Here is a 16,007-nt window from a genome sequence, read left to right as displayed (position 1 = left end):
ACTGTCTCTTGGGGGAGGGACACCAGAGTGAATGTACTCTCGATCAACGGCCTGACCGTTGATTTCCATACGGACGAAGGCGTCTCGCGCGCCGTCGACGGAATTTCTTTCGCCATTCCCCAGAACAAGACTGTCGCCCTGGTGGGCGAGTCCGGTTCCGGCAAGACTGTCGTGTCCCAGACGATCATGGGCCTGCTGCCCGCATCGGCCCGTGTCACCTCCGGTGAAGTGGTGTTGACCGATCCAACCGGCAAGATCCCGCCGGTGAATATTGCAGCGCTTGACCGCAAGGGCCCGCAGATGCGGCACTTGCGCGGCAACCGGGTTGCGATCATCTTCCAGGAGCCGATGACCTCGCTTTCGCCGCTGCATACCATTGGCGACCAGATCGGCGAGGCGGCGCGGCTGCACCGCAATTGCGGGGCGGGCGAAGCGCGGGAACTGACACGCGAAATGCTGCGTCTCGTGCATTTCCCGGACCCGGCCCGTGCGCTCGACAACTACCCCTTCGAGCTGTCCGGCGGCCTGCGCCAGCGTGCCATGATTGCCATGGCCCTGATCTGCCGCCCGGCGCTGCTGATCGCCGATGAGCCGACAACAGCCCTGGATGTGACGATCCAGGCCGAAATCCTCAAGCTCATCAAGGAAGTGCAGTCCGAGCTGCAGATGTCCGTGCTGATGATCACCCATGACTTCGGCGTCGTTGCCAACATGGCGGACGAAGTGGTGGTGATCTATCACGGGCGCATCATGGAAAAGGGTACGGCCAGCCAGCTCTTCTCCGCACCGGGCCACCCCTACCTCAAGGCGCTGCTTCATGCCGTGCCGCGCTTCCACATGGACAAGGCCGAACGGCTGGAGCCGATCCGCCCGATCAAGGTGGACACATCCGGCATCCGCAGAACCGCATGTGCGGCCTCTGACCTGCCGGCCGGCAAGCCTCTGATCGAGATCAAGGGCGTTTCCAAGGACTTTACCACCCGCAAGGGCAGCCTGTTTTCGGGCAAGCCGCGCACGGTGAAGGCGCTCGACGATATCAACCTGACGGTCCGCAAGGGCGAGTGTCTGGGCATCGTCGGCGAGTCCGGCTCCGGCAAGACCACCCTTGCCAAGGCGATCCTGCGGGCCATTCCGGTATCTGACGGCTCGATCATCTATCACGGCGGCAAGACACCGGCCAATGTGGCGGAACTCTGCGGCGCCGAACTGCTCGACTACCGCCGCCGGGCCCAGTTCATCTTTCAGGACCCCTTCTCCTCGCTCAATCCCCGCATGACGGTGAACGAGATCCTCAGCGAGCCGCTACAGATCCACAAGGCCGGCACGCCGAAGGAACAGGCCGAGCGGGTGCGCGAGCTGATCCAGCTTGTCGGCCTCGATCCGCGCTATCTGCGCCGCTATCCCCATTCCTTCTCCGGTGGCCAGCGCCAGCGCATCGGCATCGCCCGCGCCCTGGCACTCGGGCCGGAGTTCATTCTCTGCGATGAGCCAACCTCAGCGCTTGATGTGTCCGTGCAGGCGCAGGTGCTCAACCTGCTGCAGGATCTCAAGGCCGATCTCGGCCTCACCTATCTCTTCGTCAGCCACAATCTCGCGGTCGTTGACTACATCGCCGACCGCATCGCCGTCATGTGCCGCGGGCGGCTGGTGGAGCTGGGCCGGACGAGGGACGTCATATCCAGTCCGCAGCACCCCTATACGCGCGCTCTGCTGGCCGCCGTGCCGGAGCCGGATCTGAACTGTCCGCTGGATTTTGCCGCTCTCGGCGCCCAGCGGGCCTCGGACCCTTCCGCCTGGCCGGAGCCATACCGTCTTGGCGCAGGCATGGCGCCCACGCTTGTTGAGGTGGCGCCCGAACATCTGGTTTGCGCCCCGGGCCTTGCCGCAGGCGGCCCCCTGAAGGAGACCGCAGCATGAGCGGGCATATTCTGGCAGCAGGCCAGCGGCTGGCCGCAGCCTGCCTTGTCGCCGCCGCGCTTCTGTCTCCGGCATCCGCGCTGGTGTTGAAGGAAACTGCCGGCCTTGAGCAGCTTGGCTTCATCAATCCGCCGCCGGTCAGCGAGCGCGTGCCGCAAGAGCCCTTGATCGTGGATCTGGAGGCCCATGGCCGCAAGACCGGCGTGCCGGGCGGTGATATCAACACCCTCATCGGCCGCGCCCGTGATGTGCGCCTGATCAACGTCTGGGGCTATGCCCGGCTTGTCGGCTACAATGCGGATCTGGAGCTTGTTCCCGACATTCTCAAGGATGTGGAGGTGGTGGACGGGCGCATCTTCACGCTGCATCTGCGCAAGGGGCACAAGTGGTCCAACGGCCAGCCCTTCACCTCCGAGGATTTCCGCTACTTCTTCGAGGATGTGATCACCAATCCGGAGCTGACACCGGCAGGCCTGCCGCCCTTCCTGCTGGCGGGCGGCAAGGGGCCGGTGTTCGAGGTTCTGGACGAGACGACCGTCCGCTACAGCTGGGAGAGCCCCAATCCGCTGTTCCTGCCGGAACTGGCTCTGTCCCGCCCGCCGTTCATCTACCGTCCGGCGCATTACCTGAAACAGTATCATGCCCGCTACGGCGATCCTGCGATCATCGAACGGGCGGCGCAGGCACAGAAGGCGCGCTCCTGGGCGGCGCTGCACAACAAGCTGGATGACATGTACAATGCGGGCAACCCGGATCTGCCCTCGCTGCAGCCCTGGGTCCGGATCACGGCAGAAAGCGACCAGCGGTTCGTGCTGGTGCGCAATCCCTTCTACCACCGGGTGGACAGCACCGGCCAGCAACTGCCCTATGTGGACCGGGTGATCATGACCGTGGCCGACGGCAAGCTGATCCCGGCCAAGACCCAGGCGGGCGATGCCAATCTTCAGGCCCGCAATCTCTCCTTTGCCGATATCACCGTGCTGAAGAAGGGCGAGAAGAACCAGGGCTACAAGACGCTGCTCTGGCCGATTTCCAAGGGCGCGGAGATTGCCATCCTGCCGAACCTGACGGTGAAGGATCCGGTGTGGCGCACGCTTCTGCGCGACACCCGCTTCCGCCATGCCCTGTCTCTGGGCATTGACCGGGAAATGATCAACCGGGTGCTCTATTTCGGCCTTGCCGTGCCGGGCAATGACACGGTCATCGACATCAGCCCGCTCTACAGGGAAGAGTACCGCACCCGCTGGGCGGGCTTTGATCCGGACAAGGCCAATGCCCTGCTGGACGAGATGGGCCTGACCAAGCGGCGCGGTGATGGCATCCGCCTGCTGCCCGATGGCCGCCCGCTGGAAATCATTGTGGAGACCTCCGGCGAGAGCCAGACCGAGTCCGATGCACTGGAACTGGTGGGCGAGACCTGGCGCGATATCGGCGTCAAGCTCTTCGTCAAGCCAAGCCAGCGCGACACAATGCGCGACAGGGCCATTTCCGGCGATCTCGTCATGGCGGTCTGGTCGGGCCTCGACAACGGCATCCCGACATCGGAAATGCCGCCCACCGAGCTTGTCCCCTCCCGCGTCGACTGGCTGTCCTGGCCCTCCTGGGGGGATTTCTACGAGACCGGCGGCAAGAGCGGTGAAAAGCCTGACTGGGAGCCTGCCGTAAAGCTGATGCAGCTTTACGAGGCCTGGCTTACGTCCATCTCGCCGGAACAGCGCGATGAGATCTGGCATCAGATTCTCCAGATCCACGCAGACGAGACCATCCGCATTGGCCTCGTCTCGCAGGTGCGCCAGCCGGTGGTGGTCAAGGGTGTCGAAAACGTGCCGCAGGAAGCCATCTACGGCTGGGACCCCGGTTCCCAGTTCGGGCTTCACCGCATGGACGAATTCTGGCTGTCCGGTCAGCGTTGAGGGGGCGTGAGAGAGAATGACTGTCCTGTTGTTTGAGCAGGTGTGCGCCATCCGCGCCGGGCAGAGAGAGGGGCTCTGATGTTTGTCTACATCCTGCGCCGGGTCCTGACGATGATCCCGACGCTTTTCGTGATCAGCCTGCTGATCTTCTTCATCATCGAGCTGCCGGCGGGGGATTACATCTCCAACCAGATCGCCATGCTGCGCTCCACCGGCGAGGCTTCCTCCATTGCCAAGCTGGAGTTCCTGCGCGCCGAGTTTGCCATGGACCGGCCGTTCTTCGAGCGCTATCTCGTCTGGATCGGCGCCTGGCCGGGGCCGCACGGCTTCGACGGTCTGCTCCAGGGCAATTGGGGCTGGTCCTTCGAGTTTGAAAAGCCGGTGTCTGAAGTGGTGGGGCCGACCCTGCCGCTGACCCTGATCCTGAATGCCGCCACCATCCTCTTCGTCTATGTCGTGTCCTTCCCCATCGGCATCTACTCGGCAACACGGCAGTATTCCTGGGGGGATTACGGCTTCACCCTGCTGGGTTATCTCGGCCTTGCGACCCCCAATTTCCTGCTGGGCCTGATCCTGCTCTATTTCTTCAATCAATGGTTCGGCCTGTCGATCGGCGGCCTGATGGACCCGCAGTACATCGGCCAGCCGTGGAGCATGGACAAGACCATGTCCGTCATGGCGCATCTGATCGTGCCGACCATCGTCATCGGCACCTCCGGCACGGCGGCAATGATCCGCCGCCTCAGGGCCAACCTGCTGGACGAACTGCACAAGCAATATGTCACCACCGCCCGTGCCAAGGGCCTCAGCGAGGGCAAGGCACTGGTGAAATATCCGCTGCGCATGGCGCTGAACCCCTTCATCTCCGACATCGGCAACCTGATCCCTTCGCTTGTCTCCGGCTCGGTCATCGTCTCCGTGGTGCTCAATCTGCCCACCGTCGGGCCGGTGCTTCTGTCGGCGCTGCAGTCGCAGGATCAGTTCCTGGCCGGCTTCATCCTGCTGTTCGTTGCCATGCTGACCCTGCTGGGCATGCTGGTGTCCGATCTTCTTCTGGCGGTCCTTGATCCGCGCATCCGTCTGGGCGGGAGGGCCGGCGCATGAGTGCAACCGAGCGTGACGAGGGCCATTTCGTTGACGATGCCCCCTTCAATCCGCGTGAAACCAAGGCCCTGACGCCGGAGCAGGAACGCTATTTCCAGGCCTCCCAGTGGCAGATCATGTGGTGGAAGTTCCGCCGCCACAAACTTGCCCTGTGGTCCGGCGTCATTCTGCTGCTGTTTTATCTCTGCGTGCCCTTCGCCGAGGTGATTGCGCCCTACAAGCCGTCGGAGCGCGATTCCCAGCATCTTTATGCGCCGCCGCAGACCGTGCGCTTCTTCCACGAGGGCAGCCTGACCACGCCCTTCGTCTATGACCTCAAGGCTGAGGTCGACATGGAGAACCTGAGCTGGATCTACACGGAAGACAGAAGCACGCCGAAGCATCTGCGCTTCTTCTGCCGTGGCAGCACCTATCAGTTCTGGGGCCTGTTCGACGCCAGCTTCCGTCTGGTCTGCGCCCCCACTGATGGAACCTTCTATCTTCTGGGCACCGACCGCCTCGGCCGCGACCAGTTCTCCGGTCTCGTCTATGGCGCAAGGCTGTCGCTGACGGTTGGCCTCGTCGGCGTTGCCATCTCCATCGTGCTCGGGCTCTTCTTCGGCGGCATTGCCGGCTATTTCGGCGGCTTCATCGACAGCGCCATCCAGCGGCTCATCGAGATCATGCGCTCCCTGCCGGAACTGCCGCTGTGGATGGCGCTCTCCGCTGCGCTGCCGGTGACGTGGAATCCGGTCTGGATCTATTTCGGCATCACCATCATTCTGGGCCTGCTCGACTGGCCGGGCCTTGCCCGTGCGGTGCGCTCCAAGCTCCTGTCCCTGCGCGAGGAGGAATATGCGCAGGCGGCCTTGCTGATGGGCGCAAAGCCGTCCCGCGTCATCCGCAAGCATCTGCTGCCGGGCTTCACCAGCCACATCATCGCCTCGGCCACCCTGTCCATTCCGGGCATGATCCTGGGTGAAACGGCGCTGTCTTTCCTCAATCTGGGCCTGCGCCGCCCGGCCGTCTCCTGGGGCGTTCTGCTCAACGAGGCGCAGAACATCTCGGTGGTGACGGTCTATCCCTGGCTGATGGCGCCGATCATCCCGATCATCATTGTCGTCCTCGCGTTCAATTTCCTGGGAGATGGTTTGCGCGACGCCGCCGACCCCTATAAGTGAAGCGCATGAGGGAATTGACCCGGAGCGCAGCCTCTGCGCTTCGGTATAAGGAGTTTTGACATGTCGAAGAATGCCACCACCGCCGAAGGCTGGGACGAGGAATACGAGGCCGGCCGCTGGGCTTTCCTGCGTGATCTTCCTGAGAGCGGGCGCTACGGCATCATCGGCATGTGGCTGCTGCTGAACAAGGCCTTTGACCGGGTGCTGGATATCGGCTGCGGCGAGGGCCTTCTCTATGAGCGCCTCGCCCCGCTCGGGCTCAAGCACTACACGGGTGTGGACCTGGCCCCGCGCGCGCTGGAAATCGCCAATGTGGACCCGTCCATCGCCTCGCTGCGGGCAGGCGACATGCACAGCTTCACTCCGAATGAAGGCGAGCGTTACAGCGCCGTTGTCTTCAACGAGGTGCTGCATTTCGCCGATGATCCGGCAGCCGTTGTTTCCCGCTACGTGCCGTTCCTGGCGGAGGATGGGGTGATTGCCCTGTCGATGTATTCCCCGAAGCGGCCCGAGTCCGGTGCGAACAAGCTCATCGCCCGCCTCTGGGAAGCGACGGATGATGCCAGCCGCTGGCAGGTGCTGGATGACTACCGGCTGGTGTCGGACAAGAAGGGCGTCACGTGGCGCCTGCGCCTGATCAAGCCGGTGCGCTAAGCCCGGCTTCTTCCGCCTCCCGCCGCCGCAGGATGGCGTCGAGATCCGGGGCGGAGGCCACCAGCAGTTTCGTATAGGGATGGGATGGCTCAGTCAGTACGGCTGCGCTCTTCCCTTCCTCGACAGCCACGCCCCCGTTCATCACCACCACCCGGTCGGTGATTGCGCGCACCACCGTCAGGTCGTGCGAGATGAAGAGATAGCTCAGGCCCAGCCGGTCCTGCAGGCTGGCGAAAAGATCGAGCACCTGCGCCCGGATCGATACATCCAGCGCTGACACGGGCTCATCTGCGATGATCAGCTTCGGCTCCGTCACCAGCGCCCGGGCAATGCCGATGCGCTGGCGCTGCCCGCCGGAAAACTCATGCGGGTACTTCTTCCCGTCCTCGGGCGTGAGGCCAACGGACACCAGCGCATCCGCCACCCGCCGCCGCTTCTGTGCAGGCTTCAGCTCCGGATAAAGATGCAGCGGCTCGGCAATCGCCTGTTCCACCGTCTGGCGCGGGTCGAAGCTGCCATAGGGGTCCTGAAACACCACCTGCACCTTGCGCCGCAGCGCCCGCATGGCCTCACCGCGCACCTCGTGCGGCGCCTCGCCGTCAATCAGGATCGTGCCGCCGGACGGTTTCTGCAGGCCGAGAATGGTCCGCGCCAATGTGGACTTGCCGCAACCGGATTCGCCCACCAGCCCGACGCTTTCCCCTTCCGCAACTTCCAGGCTGACACCATCGACCGCCCTGAGCCGCCCTCCGCGTCCGGTCAGGCGCGAGAGAAACCCTGCGCCGGGGACTGGATAATCAACCGTCAGCCGGTCCACCCTCAGCAGCGGCGTGGCCGCTGTCTGCTTGCGGCCGGCGGCAGCCGGGCTGGCCGCAATGCGCTTCGGCATATGGCTGGAGGCCGCCAGCAGGCGGCGGGAGTAGGGGGCATTGAAGCCGCGCAACAGCTGGCGGGTGGGGCCTTCCTCCACCAGTTCCCCGTCCTTCATGATGGCGATACGGGCGGCCATGTCGGCCACCACCGCCAGATCATGGCTGATCAGCAGCAGCGCGATCTTCTCGCGGCCGACGATTTCCTTCAGCAGATCGAGGATCTGCGCCTGAACGGTTACATCGAGGGCTGTTGTCGGCTCATCGGCAATCAGCAGCTTCGGGCGGCAGGCGATGGCCATGGCGATGACCACGCGCTGGCGCTGCCCGCCTGACAGTTCATGCGGGAACCGGTCCGGCGAGACACGGGCGCGCGTAAGGCCTACCCGGTCCAGCAGCAGGGACGCTTCCCGCGCTGCTTCCGTGCGGCTCACCTTGCCATGCACGGCGAGGCTTTCCGCCACCTGTGCGCCGATGGTCTTCACCGGGTTCAGTGCCGTCATCGGCTCCTGAAACACCATCGAAACGACGTTGCCGCGCAAGGCGCACATGGCAGCCTCGCTCTTGTCCGTCAGTTCCTCCCCATCCAGCCGGATGGAGCCGGAGAGCCTTGCCCTGTGCGGCAGCAGGCGCAGGATCGAGAGCGCTGTCAGCGACTTGCCCGATCCGCTTTCCCCCACCAGCCCCAGCACTTCGCCCGCGCGGATCTCAAGGCTGAGATCGCGGATGATCTGCCGGGAACCAATGTCCAGCGACAGGTTGTTGACGCTCAGCAGCGGTCCGGTCATGCGCGTCCCCGCAGTTTCGGGTCGGTCAGGTCGCGCAGGCCATCCCCCAGCAGGTTGAGCCCCATCACCGTCAGCACGATGGCAAGGCCGGGGTAAAGCGCCAGTTGCGGGGCAAAGGCCATCATCGTCTGCGCCTCGTTCAGCATCCGCCCCCAGCTCGTCTGCGGCGGCTGGGCGCCAAGGCCGATGTAGGACAGCGAGGCTTCTGCCAGAATGCCGAGGGAGAACTGGATGGTCGCCTGCACGATCAGCAGGTTGGCGATGTTCGGCAGCACATGTTCCATCGTCACCCGCACCTCGCCCTTTCCCGCCACCCGCGCCGCCATCAGATATTCGCGCGAGGAGAGGGCCAGCGCCGCCCCGCGTGCGACGCGGGCGAAGACGGGGATGTTGAACAGGCCGATGGCAATGATGGCATTAAAGGCTCCGGGACCGGCCAGCGCCGTGATCAGCACGGCGGACAGCAGGGCGGGAAAGGCAAAGACCAGATCGTTGAAGCGCATGATCGCCTCGTCCATCAGCCCCCGCCGGTTGGCCGCCCACAGCCCCAGCGGAATGCCGATCGCCATGCCGATGCCCACCGCCACCAGCGCCACGGCAATCGAGGTGCGCGCGCCCACCATGAGCATGGAGAGCACATCCCGGCCATAGTGGTCGGTGCCCAGCCAATAGGTGAGGCTGGGGCCCTGCAGCTTGGCGGACACCTTGAAGGTGGCAATGTCGTGCGGCGTCCACACCAGCGACAGCAGGGCCGCGCCGAGGAACAGCAGCGTCAGCGCCAGGCCAAGTGCGAAGGATAGATGCCGTCTGCTCACGCCGCCCTCCGCCGCAGCCGCGGATCCGCCAGCGCATAGGCTGCATCCACGAGGAAGGTCACGAAGATGACGAAGCCGACCATCAGCACCACGACGCTTTTGACGACGATCAGATCGCGCTGGGTGATGGCCTGGAAGATCAGCCGCCCGAGCCCCGGCAGATAGAAGACGTTCTCGATGATGATCGTGCCCGTCACCAGAAACGACAGCTGCAGGCCAAGGATGGTAAGGACCGGGATCATTGCGTTACGCAGCGCGTGGCCCCACAGCGCCGCACGCTCCGTCAGTCCCTTGGCACGGGCGGTGCGGATGTAGTCCTCGTGCAGCGTGTCGACCAGCGCCGAGCGCATGATGCGGGCAAGGATGGATGCCTGCGGCAGGGCGAGCGCCACAGCCGGCATGATCAGCGCGGCCAGCGCAGCGCCAACGCCCTTGTCCCAGCCCGGAAAACCGCCGGAGGGCAGCAGCCGCAGGCTGACGGCAAAGACATAGACCATCAGCATGGCGAACCAGAAATTCGGCACGGCCACGCCCACCTGCGTCAGCGCCATGATGCCGGTATCCGCCGCCCGGCCCCTGCGGCTCGCCGCCCAGACGCCTGCGGGGATGGCGATGACAACGCTCAGAAGCAGCGCGATGAGGGCCAGCGGCAAGGTGACGGGCAGCCGGGCGGCCACCAGATCGCGCACGGGCACCGAGTAGGTGTAGCTGACGCCCAGATCGCCTTGCAGAAGGCCTGCGATCCAGAGCAGAAACCGCTCCGCCGCCGGGCGGTCGAGCCCCATCTGGTTACGCAGGGCCTCCAGCGTGTCGGGCCGCGCCTCCACGCCCAGCATCAGCTGGGCCGGGTCGCCGGGGATGACTTCCAGTATCAGGAACACCGCCAGCGCCGCCGCCAGCAGCGTCAGGCACAGGCTCACGAACCGGCGAAGCAGGAAGCCGGTCATGCGGCCATCCTGCAGGGCGCGGAGAGGCAGCGCCCCTTCTGCGTGCTGGCCCCCATGCGCCTCAGTCTTCCCAATAGACGCCGGTCAGGTCATTGGCCTGCACGGGCGCGTTTTCCCAAAGGCCCTTCAGCTTCACGTCCCAAACGCCGGTCTTGGGCAGCTGGAACAGGAAGCCGTTGACGGCATCCTTCGCCAGCATTTCCTGCGCCTGCCGCAGCAGCGCATTGCGCTCCGCCTCATCGCTGGTGACGCTGACCTTTGCCATCAGCTCGTTGAAGGCGGGGTTCTTGTAATTGAAGTAGTAGTCATCGCGCCCATAGATATCGATATCATTGGCTTCGGTATGGGCAACGATGCTGAGGTCATAGTCCTTGCCCTTGAACACCTGCTCCAGCCACTGCGCCCATTCCAGCGGAATGATTTCCAGCTCAATGCCCGCTTCCTTGAACTGGGCGGCCAGAATTTCCCCGCTGCGGCGGGCATAGGCCGGGGGCGGCAGTTTCAGCGTTGCCTTGAAGCCATCCGCATAGCCGGCCTCCGCCAGCAGGGCCTTGGCGTTTTCGACGTCGAAGGGATAGGTGCCGGTCAGATCTTCATAGGCCGGAGCATGCGGGGCAAAATGCGAGCCGATGGGCGTGCCATAGCCGAACTGTGCCCCGTCAATCAGCGCCTGCCGGTCGATCAGATGCGCGATGGCCTGCCGCACCCGCAGGTCATCAAACGGTTTGCGGGCATTGTTGGTGGCCAGCACCGTCTCGCCCTCTGTCGTGCCCACCACCACGGCAAAGCGCGGATCAGCCTCGAATTGCGGCAGGTTTTCCGGCGCCGGATAGATCGGGAAACCGTCCACATCGCCCGACATCAGCGCCGAGAAGGAGGCCGCATTGTCGCCAATGATCTTGAATGCGGCCTTGTCCAGCTTCACCGGTGTGCCCCAGTAGTCCGCATTCTTCTGCAGTTCCACCCGGTCACCCTGCACCCACTGGCCGAAGCGGAAAGGCCCGGTGCCGACGGGAGCCGTCTTGTTGGTCGCCGCGCTTTCCGGCGCCACGATCACGGCATCGCCCGTGCCCAGAAGGGTGATGAAGTCACCAACAGGCTGTTTCAGGGTGATCGTTACTTCGGAGGGGCTGGAGACCTCGACGCTTTCGACCGCCTCGAAACGGGCTTTCTGGGCGTTGACGCTGCCGTCTGCCTTGGCCCGCTCCAGCGAAAACTTCACGTCCCCGGCATCAAAGCTGGTGCCGTCATGGAAGGTCACGCCTTCGCGCAGCTTGAATGTGTAAGTCTTGCCATCGTCCGAGATGGTCCAGCTTTCGGCCAGCGTGGGCTTCACCGTGCCATCGGCCGCAACCTGCGTCAGGCCTTCAAAGAGGTTGATGAACACCACCTCGTCAATGGCGGCTGCCGCGCCTGCAGTGGGGTCAAGATGGGGCGGCTCCAGCCGTACGCCGAGCGTCACGTCCGTGCGCGCTGCCTCTGCGGGGGCTGCAGCAAGGATTGCAAACGCCGAGAGACTGCAAAGCGCCATCCGGCGCAGGCCAAGGGCTGAAATCCGCGTCATTTCCCATTCCCCCAACGGTTGAACTCCGCTTTGTGTTCAGGAGTTTAACCAGCCTGCCGGGGAAGGGAAGTGAAAACTCGGCAAAACTATCTGCCCTGTCCGTCAGGCCTCTCCGCTCATGCCTCGGGCAGCGGAATGAAGTCTTCCTCATCGCCCGGCACAATGTCGAAGCGGCCCTTGCGCCAGTCTTCCTTGGCTTGTTCGATCCGTTCCTTCGACGAGGAGACGAAATTCCACCAGATGTAGCGCCGCCCGTCCATCGGCTCGCCGCCCAGCAGCATGAAGCGGGCAGGGCCCTTCGCCGTGGCGCGGATCTCCAGCCGGTCGCCGGGCTTGAAGACGAGCAGCTGCGCCGGGCCAAAGGTCTGGCCGGACACCTCGACTTCGCCTTGCAGCATATAGATTGCGCGCTCCTCATAACCAGCATCCAGCGGAATGCGGGCGCCTGCCTTCAGATGCACATCGGCGAAGAAGAGATCGGTTGCCGTCTTCACCGGCGACTGCGCCCCGTAAAGCCCGCCCGCAACAATGCGAACGGTTGCTCCCTGATCACTCAGGGCAGGCAAGGCCGCATCGGAATGGTGGGCAAAGAAGGGCTCGCTCTCCTCCAGGTGTTTGGGCAGCGCCACCCAGCTCTGGGTGCCGAACAGGGGCCGTGGCGCCGCCTTGCGCTCGTCCCGCTCCCGTTCCGAATGCACGATGCCGCGCCCGGAGGACATCCAGTTCAGTTCACCCGGCTTGATCAACTGGTCTGAGCCGAGGCTGTCGCGGTGGTAGAGCTCGCCTTCCAGCAGGTAGGTGACGGTGGCAAGGCCGATATGCGGATGCGGCCGCACATCCACGCCACCGCCGACAATCAGTTCTGCCGGGCCGATCTGATCGAAGAAGATGAAAGGCCCGACCATGCGCCGCCGGCTGGAGGGCAGCGCCCGCCGCACCTCGAAGCCGCCAAGATCCGACGTGCGCGGCATGATCACCGTCTCGATCTGGTCGCAGCTCGCTGCATCACCGGGAACCGGGTCAGGTGCATTCAGCCAGGTCATTGTCTCTCTCCTCGTGCGAAACCTTGCCATATTTCACCTTTAAGGTGGCCTTCTTCGCCAAACCTGTCCATTGAACAGTCTGTTTCCTCTCCCGTTCAATTCCATTTCAGCAGAGACCGAACATGCAGCGCGTGATGATTGTTGGCGGCCCCGGTTCAGGCAAAAGCATCCTCGCCCGGCAGCTGGGCGAGCGCACGGGCCTGCCGGTCTTTCACATGGACAAGATCCACTGGCTGCCGGGCTGGGTCGAGCGCAGCAAGGAGGACAAGGACCGGCTGAGCAGCGAAGTCCACCAGCAGGAGTGCTGGATCTTCGAGGGCGGCCATTCGCGCACCTATCCGGAGCGGATTGCGCGGGCAGATACCTTCATCTGGCTTGATGTGCCGGTCTGGCTGCGCATGGTCCGGGTGCTGCGCCGCAGCTGGCGCTACCGCGGGCAAAGCCGTCCGGATCTGACGGAAGGCTGTCCCGAACAGTTCAGCAAGGAAACGCTGAAGTTCCTGCATTTCATCTGGACAACCCGGCACTCGGCCCGCGCTAAGCTCCTGGAGGTCTGGCAATCCCCGCCGCCGCATCTGACTGTGCACCGCCTGAAAAACCTTGCTGAGGTCAGGGCCTTTCTCGAAACCGTGGAGCGGCCATAGGCCCAGCATTCCTCACCCGAACATCGCCCTGTCCTCCGCCACGCAGGCGCGCAGGAAGTCTTGAACGGCGGCGATGTGGCGCAGCGGGCGGGAGCTTTCGTGCGTCACCATCCAGTAGGCCCGCTTCACCTGCACTTCTGGCAGAACGGGGCGGAGGTTTGCGTCATTGCGGGCAATAAAGGCATGCAGGATGCCGATGCCTGCGCCCGCCCGCACCGCCTCCGTCTGGCCAAGGGCCGAGGCGATCTCGAAGCGCGATGTCCAGTTGCGGGTAAAATCGGCTGCATAGTTGAGGGCAGGGGAATAGATGAGGTCTTCCACCGAGCCGACGAGATCATGCTCTGAAAGATCCGCCAGCGTCTGCGGTGTGCCGCGCCGGGCGAGATACTCCGTGGAGGCATAAAGGCCGAGGGCATAATCCACCAGTTTCGCCGCCACCAGCCGCCCATGCTCCGGCCGTTCGATGGTCACCGCAATATCCGCCTCGCGCCGGGAGAGCGAGAAGGAGCGCGGCATTGGCACAAGCTGGATGGTCAGCCCCGGATGCGCCCGCGTCAGCCGGGCAAGGCGCGGAGCGAGATAGGTGACGCCGAAGCCATCCGGCGCGCCGATGCGCACCGTGCCGCTGATGCCTGGATGCGTGCCGGAGAGGCCGGAACTGGCCGCCAGCAATTCCGCCTCCATCCGCTCGGCTGCGGGCAGCAGCCGTTCGCCCGCTTCCGTCAGGCTGCAGCCGGTGGTGCCGCGCTCCACCAGCCGTGTGTTGAGGCTGTCTTCCAGCGCGGTCAGCCGCCGGGCGACCGTGGCATGGTTCACCCCCAGCCGCTTTGCGGCGCCCAGCATCTGGCCCGCCCGGGCCACGGCCAGAAAGATCCTCAGGTCATCCCAGTTCATGCTGCGCTCCTTGATGTGCAAAAATGCACAGCGGTTACGGGAAATGCGCTGTTGTTTTTGCAAAATAACAAAGGCAAGACAAGGGCATCAAAATGGATGCCATGCGAGGCATCACCAGCCCGGAGGAAAGCAGATGCGCAAGATCGGACATTTCATCGGCGGCAAGCACGTGGAGGGCACCTCTGGCCGCTTTGCCGATGTCTTCAACCCGGCAACCGGTGAAGTTCAGGCGCAGGTGGCGCTGGCCACCAAGGCCGAGCTGCGCGCTGCCGTCGAAAATGCCGCTGCTGCCCAGCCTGCCTGGGCCGCCCAGAACCCGCAGAAGCGCGCCCGCGTGCTGATGAAGTTCGTCGACCTTCTGCACCGCGACATGGACAAGCTGGCCGAGGCCCTGTCCCGCGAGCATGGCAAGACCATTCCCGACGCCAAGGGCGACGTGATCCGCGGTCTCGAAGTGGCCGAGTTCTGCATCGGCGTGCCGCACCTGATGAAGGGTGAGTTCACCGAAGGTGCTGGCCCCGGCATCGACATGTATTCCATGCGCCAGGCGCTGGGCGTTGTCGCTGGCATCACCCCGTTCAACTTCCCGGCCATGATCCCGATGTGGAAGTTCTGCCCGGCCATCGCAGCGGGCAATGCCTTCATTCTGAAGCCGTCCGAGCGCGATCCTTCCGTGCCGCTGATGCTGGCCGAGCTGATGATCGAGGCTGGCCTGCCAGCTGGTATCCTTAACGTGGTCAACGGCGACAAGGACAGCGTGGACGCAATTCTGGATGACGATATCATCCAGGCCGTCGGCTTCGTCGGCTCCACCGCAATCGCCCATTACGTCTATTCGCGCGGCTGCGCGGCCGGCAAGCGCGTGCAGTGCTTCGGCGGCGCCAAGAACCACATGATCATCATGCCGGATGCTGACATGGATCAGGCGGTGGATGCTCTGGTCGGCGCCGGCTATGGCGCGGCAGGCGAGCGCTGCATGGCGATTTCCGTTGCCGTTCCGGTGGGCGAAGACACGGCCGACCGCCTCATCGCCAAGCTTGCTCCCCGCGTTGAAAGCCTCAAGATCGGGCCTTACACCGGCGGCAACGACATCGACTTCGGCCCGCTGGTCACAAAGGACGCCTACACCCGCGTCAAGGGCCTCGTGGACAAGGGCGTTGCGGAAGGCGCCAAGCTCGTTGTCGATGGCCGTAACTTCAGGCTCCAGGGCTATGAGAATGGCTATTTCATCGGCGGCTGCCTGTTCGACAACGTCACCAAGGACATGGAGATCTACAAGACCGAGATCTTCGGCCCGGTCCTTTCTGTTGTCCGCGCCAAGACCTATGAGGAAGCCATCGACCTGCCGATGAGCCATGAATACGGCAATGGCGCTGCCATCTTCACCCGTGATGGTGATGCGGCCCGCGACTTTGCCTCGCGCATCAACATCGGCATGGTCGGCATCAACGTGCCGATCCCGGTTCCGCTCGCCTACCACACCTTCGGCGGCTGGAAGAAGTCCGGCTTCGGCGACCTGAACCAGCACGGCCCGGATGCCTTCAAGTTCTACACCCGCACCAAGACGGTCACCTCCCGCTGGCCCTCGGGCATCAAGGACGGCGCTGAATTCGTCATCCCGACGATGCGCTGATCGGATCTGGATTGAGATGGAAAGGGCGGCCATGCCGCCCTTTCTGCTTCTGACCGATGCGA

General features: G+C 64.1%; 13 protein-coding genes. 7 read left to right on the top strand and 6 right to left on the bottom strand.

Annotated elements, in window-relative coordinates:
• The first annotated feature begins 27 nt into the window (after positions 1-27).
• The 5 genes from H163_RS0101195 (at position 28) to H163_RS0101175 (ending at position 6,748) form a co-directional block, all read left to right on the top strand.
• Positions 28-1,917 (top strand): ABC transporter ATP-binding protein, encoded by a 1,890-nt coding sequence (locus H163_RS0101195; RefSeq protein ID WP_019962710.1) that lies wholly within the window; start codon positions 28-30, stop codon positions 1,915-1,917.
• Positions 1,914-3,830: an ABC transporter substrate-binding protein gene (locus tag H163_RS0101190; RefSeq protein ID WP_019962709.1), complete on the top strand. Its 1,917-nt coding sequence runs from the start codon at positions 1,914-1,916 to the stop codon at positions 3,828-3,830. Before H163_RS0101195 ends, H163_RS0101190 begins: the two co-directional genes overlap by 4 nt.
• 78 nt (positions 3,831-3,908) lie before the next feature.
• Positions 3,909-4,934, top strand: a complete 1,026-nt coding sequence (locus H163_RS0101185; RefSeq protein WP_019962708.1) for an ABC transporter permease — start codon at positions 3,909-3,911, stop codon at positions 4,932-4,934.
• The gene (locus H163_RS0101180; RefSeq protein ID WP_019962707.1) at positions 4,931-6,094 is read left to right on the top strand and encodes an ABC transporter permease; all 1,164 of its coding nucleotides are present in this window, start codon (positions 4,931-4,933) and stop codon (positions 6,092-6,094) included. Before H163_RS0101185 ends, H163_RS0101180 begins: the two co-directional genes overlap by 4 nt.
• A gap of 60 nt (positions 6,095-6,154) precedes the next feature.
• Positions 6,155-6,748, top strand: coding sequence for a class I SAM-dependent methyltransferase (locus H163_RS0101175; RefSeq protein ID WP_019962706.1), 594 nt, complete (start codon positions 6,155-6,157; stop codon positions 6,746-6,748).
• Here H163_RS0101175 and H163_RS0101170 read toward each other — a convergent pair.
• From H163_RS0101170 to H163_RS0101150, 5 genes are all read right to left on the bottom strand, one after another.
• Complete coding sequence (locus tag H163_RS0101170) at positions 6,732-8,405, bottom strand: ABC transporter ATP-binding protein (RefSeq protein ID WP_019962705.1); 1,674 nt, start codon at positions 8,403-8,405, stop codon at positions 6,732-6,734. The genes H163_RS0101175 and H163_RS0101170 overlap by 17 nt on opposite strands.
• The gene (locus H163_RS0101165; RefSeq protein WP_019962704.1) at positions 8,402-9,220 is read right to left on the bottom strand and encodes an ABC transporter permease; all 819 of its coding nucleotides are present in this window, start codon (positions 9,218-9,220) and stop codon (positions 8,402-8,404) included. The genes H163_RS0101170 and H163_RS0101165 overlap by 4 nt, the downstream gene beginning before the upstream one ends.
• A complete protein-coding gene (locus tag H163_RS0101160) occupies positions 9,217-10,167 on the bottom strand; it encodes an ABC transporter permease (RefSeq protein ID WP_019962703.1) in 951 nt (316 codons plus the stop codon). The genes H163_RS0101165 and H163_RS0101160 overlap by 4 nt, the downstream gene beginning before the upstream one ends.
• Before the next feature lie 61 nt (positions 10,168-10,228).
• Positions 10,229-11,731, bottom strand: a complete 1,503-nt coding sequence (locus H163_RS0101155; RefSeq protein ID WP_019962702.1) for an ABC transporter substrate-binding protein — start codon at positions 11,729-11,731, stop codon at positions 10,229-10,231.
• A 116-nt stretch (positions 11,732-11,847) separates the two neighbouring features.
• On the bottom strand, positions 11,848-12,774 hold the full coding sequence (locus H163_RS0101150) for a pirin family protein (RefSeq protein WP_019962701.1): 927 nt from the start codon (positions 12,772-12,774) through the stop codon (positions 11,848-11,850).
• A gap of 122 nt (positions 12,775-12,896) precedes the next feature.
• Here H163_RS0101150 and H163_RS0101145 point away from each other — a divergent pair, with 122 nt between their 5' ends.
• The gene (locus tag H163_RS0101145; RefSeq protein ID WP_019962700.1) at positions 12,897-13,418 is read left to right on the top strand and encodes an AAA family ATPase; all 522 of its coding nucleotides are present in this window, start codon (positions 12,897-12,899) and stop codon (positions 13,416-13,418) included.
• 12 nt (positions 13,419-13,430) lie between these two features.
• On the opposite strand, the gene H163_RS0101140 is transcribed toward H163_RS0101145, so the two are convergent.
• The gene (locus H163_RS0101140; RefSeq protein WP_040677906.1) at positions 13,431-14,312 is read right to left on the bottom strand and encodes a LysR family transcriptional regulator; all 882 of its coding nucleotides are present in this window, start codon (positions 14,310-14,312) and stop codon (positions 13,431-13,433) included.
• Positions 14,313-14,445: 133 nt separating this feature from the next.
• Between H163_RS0101140 and H163_RS0101135 the strand changes: the two genes are divergently transcribed.
• Positions 14,446-15,945, top strand: coding sequence for a CoA-acylating methylmalonate-semialdehyde dehydrogenase (locus H163_RS0101135; protein ID WP_019962698.1), 1,500 nt, complete (start codon positions 14,446-14,448; stop codon positions 15,943-15,945).
• Positions 15,946-16,007 lie beyond the last annotated feature (62 nt).

The sequence above is a fragment of the Pannonibacter phragmitetus DSM 14782 genome, from assembly GCF_000382365.1.
GTDB lineage: Bacteria > Pseudomonadota > Alphaproteobacteria > Rhizobiales > Stappiaceae > Pannonibacter > Pannonibacter phragmitetus.
Note: the sequence above shows the minus strand (reverse complement) of the source record. Positions and strands in the feature narration are given on the sequence as shown.

Coding starts and splice junctions, on each gene's coding strand:
- H163_RS0101190 (WP_019962709.1), top strand. CDS start 1,914: ATGAGCGGGCATATTCTGGCAGCAGGCCAGCGGCTGGCCGCAGCCTGC.
- H163_RS0101185 (WP_019962708.1), top strand. CDS start 3,909: ATGTTTGTCTACATCCTGCGCCGGGTCCTGACGATGATCCCGACGCTT.
- H163_RS0101180 (WP_019962707.1), top strand. CDS start 4,931: ATGAGTGCAACCGAGCGTGACGAGGGCCATTTCGTTGACGATGCCCCC.
- H163_RS0101175 (WP_019962706.1), top strand. CDS start 6,155: ATGTCGAAGAATGCCACCACCGCCGAAGGCTGGGACGAGGAATACGAG.
- H163_RS0101170 (WP_019962705.1), bottom strand. CDS start 8,405: ATGACCGGACCGCTGCTGAGCGTCAACAACCTGTCGCTGGACATTGGT.
- H163_RS0101160 (WP_019962703.1), bottom strand. CDS start 10,167: ATGACCGGCTTCCTGCTTCGCCGGTTCGTGAGCCTGTGCCTGACGCTG.
- H163_RS0101155 (WP_019962702.1), bottom strand. CDS start 11,731: ATGACGCGGATTTCAGCCCTTGGCCTGCGCCGGATGGCGCTTTGCAGT.
- H163_RS0101150 (WP_019962701.1), bottom strand. CDS start 12,774: ATGACCTGGCTGAATGCACCTGACCCGGTTCCCGGTGATGCAGCGAGC.
- H163_RS0101145 (WP_019962700.1), top strand. CDS start 12,897: ATGCAGCGCGTGATGATTGTTGGCGGCCCCGGTTCAGGCAAAAGCATC.
- H163_RS0101140 (WP_040677906.1), bottom strand. CDS start 14,312: ATGAACTGGGATGACCTGAGGATCTTTCTGGCCGTGGCCCGGGCGGGC.
- H163_RS0101135 (WP_019962698.1), top strand. CDS start 14,446: ATGCGCAAGATCGGACATTTCATCGGCGGCAAGCACGTGGAGGGCACC.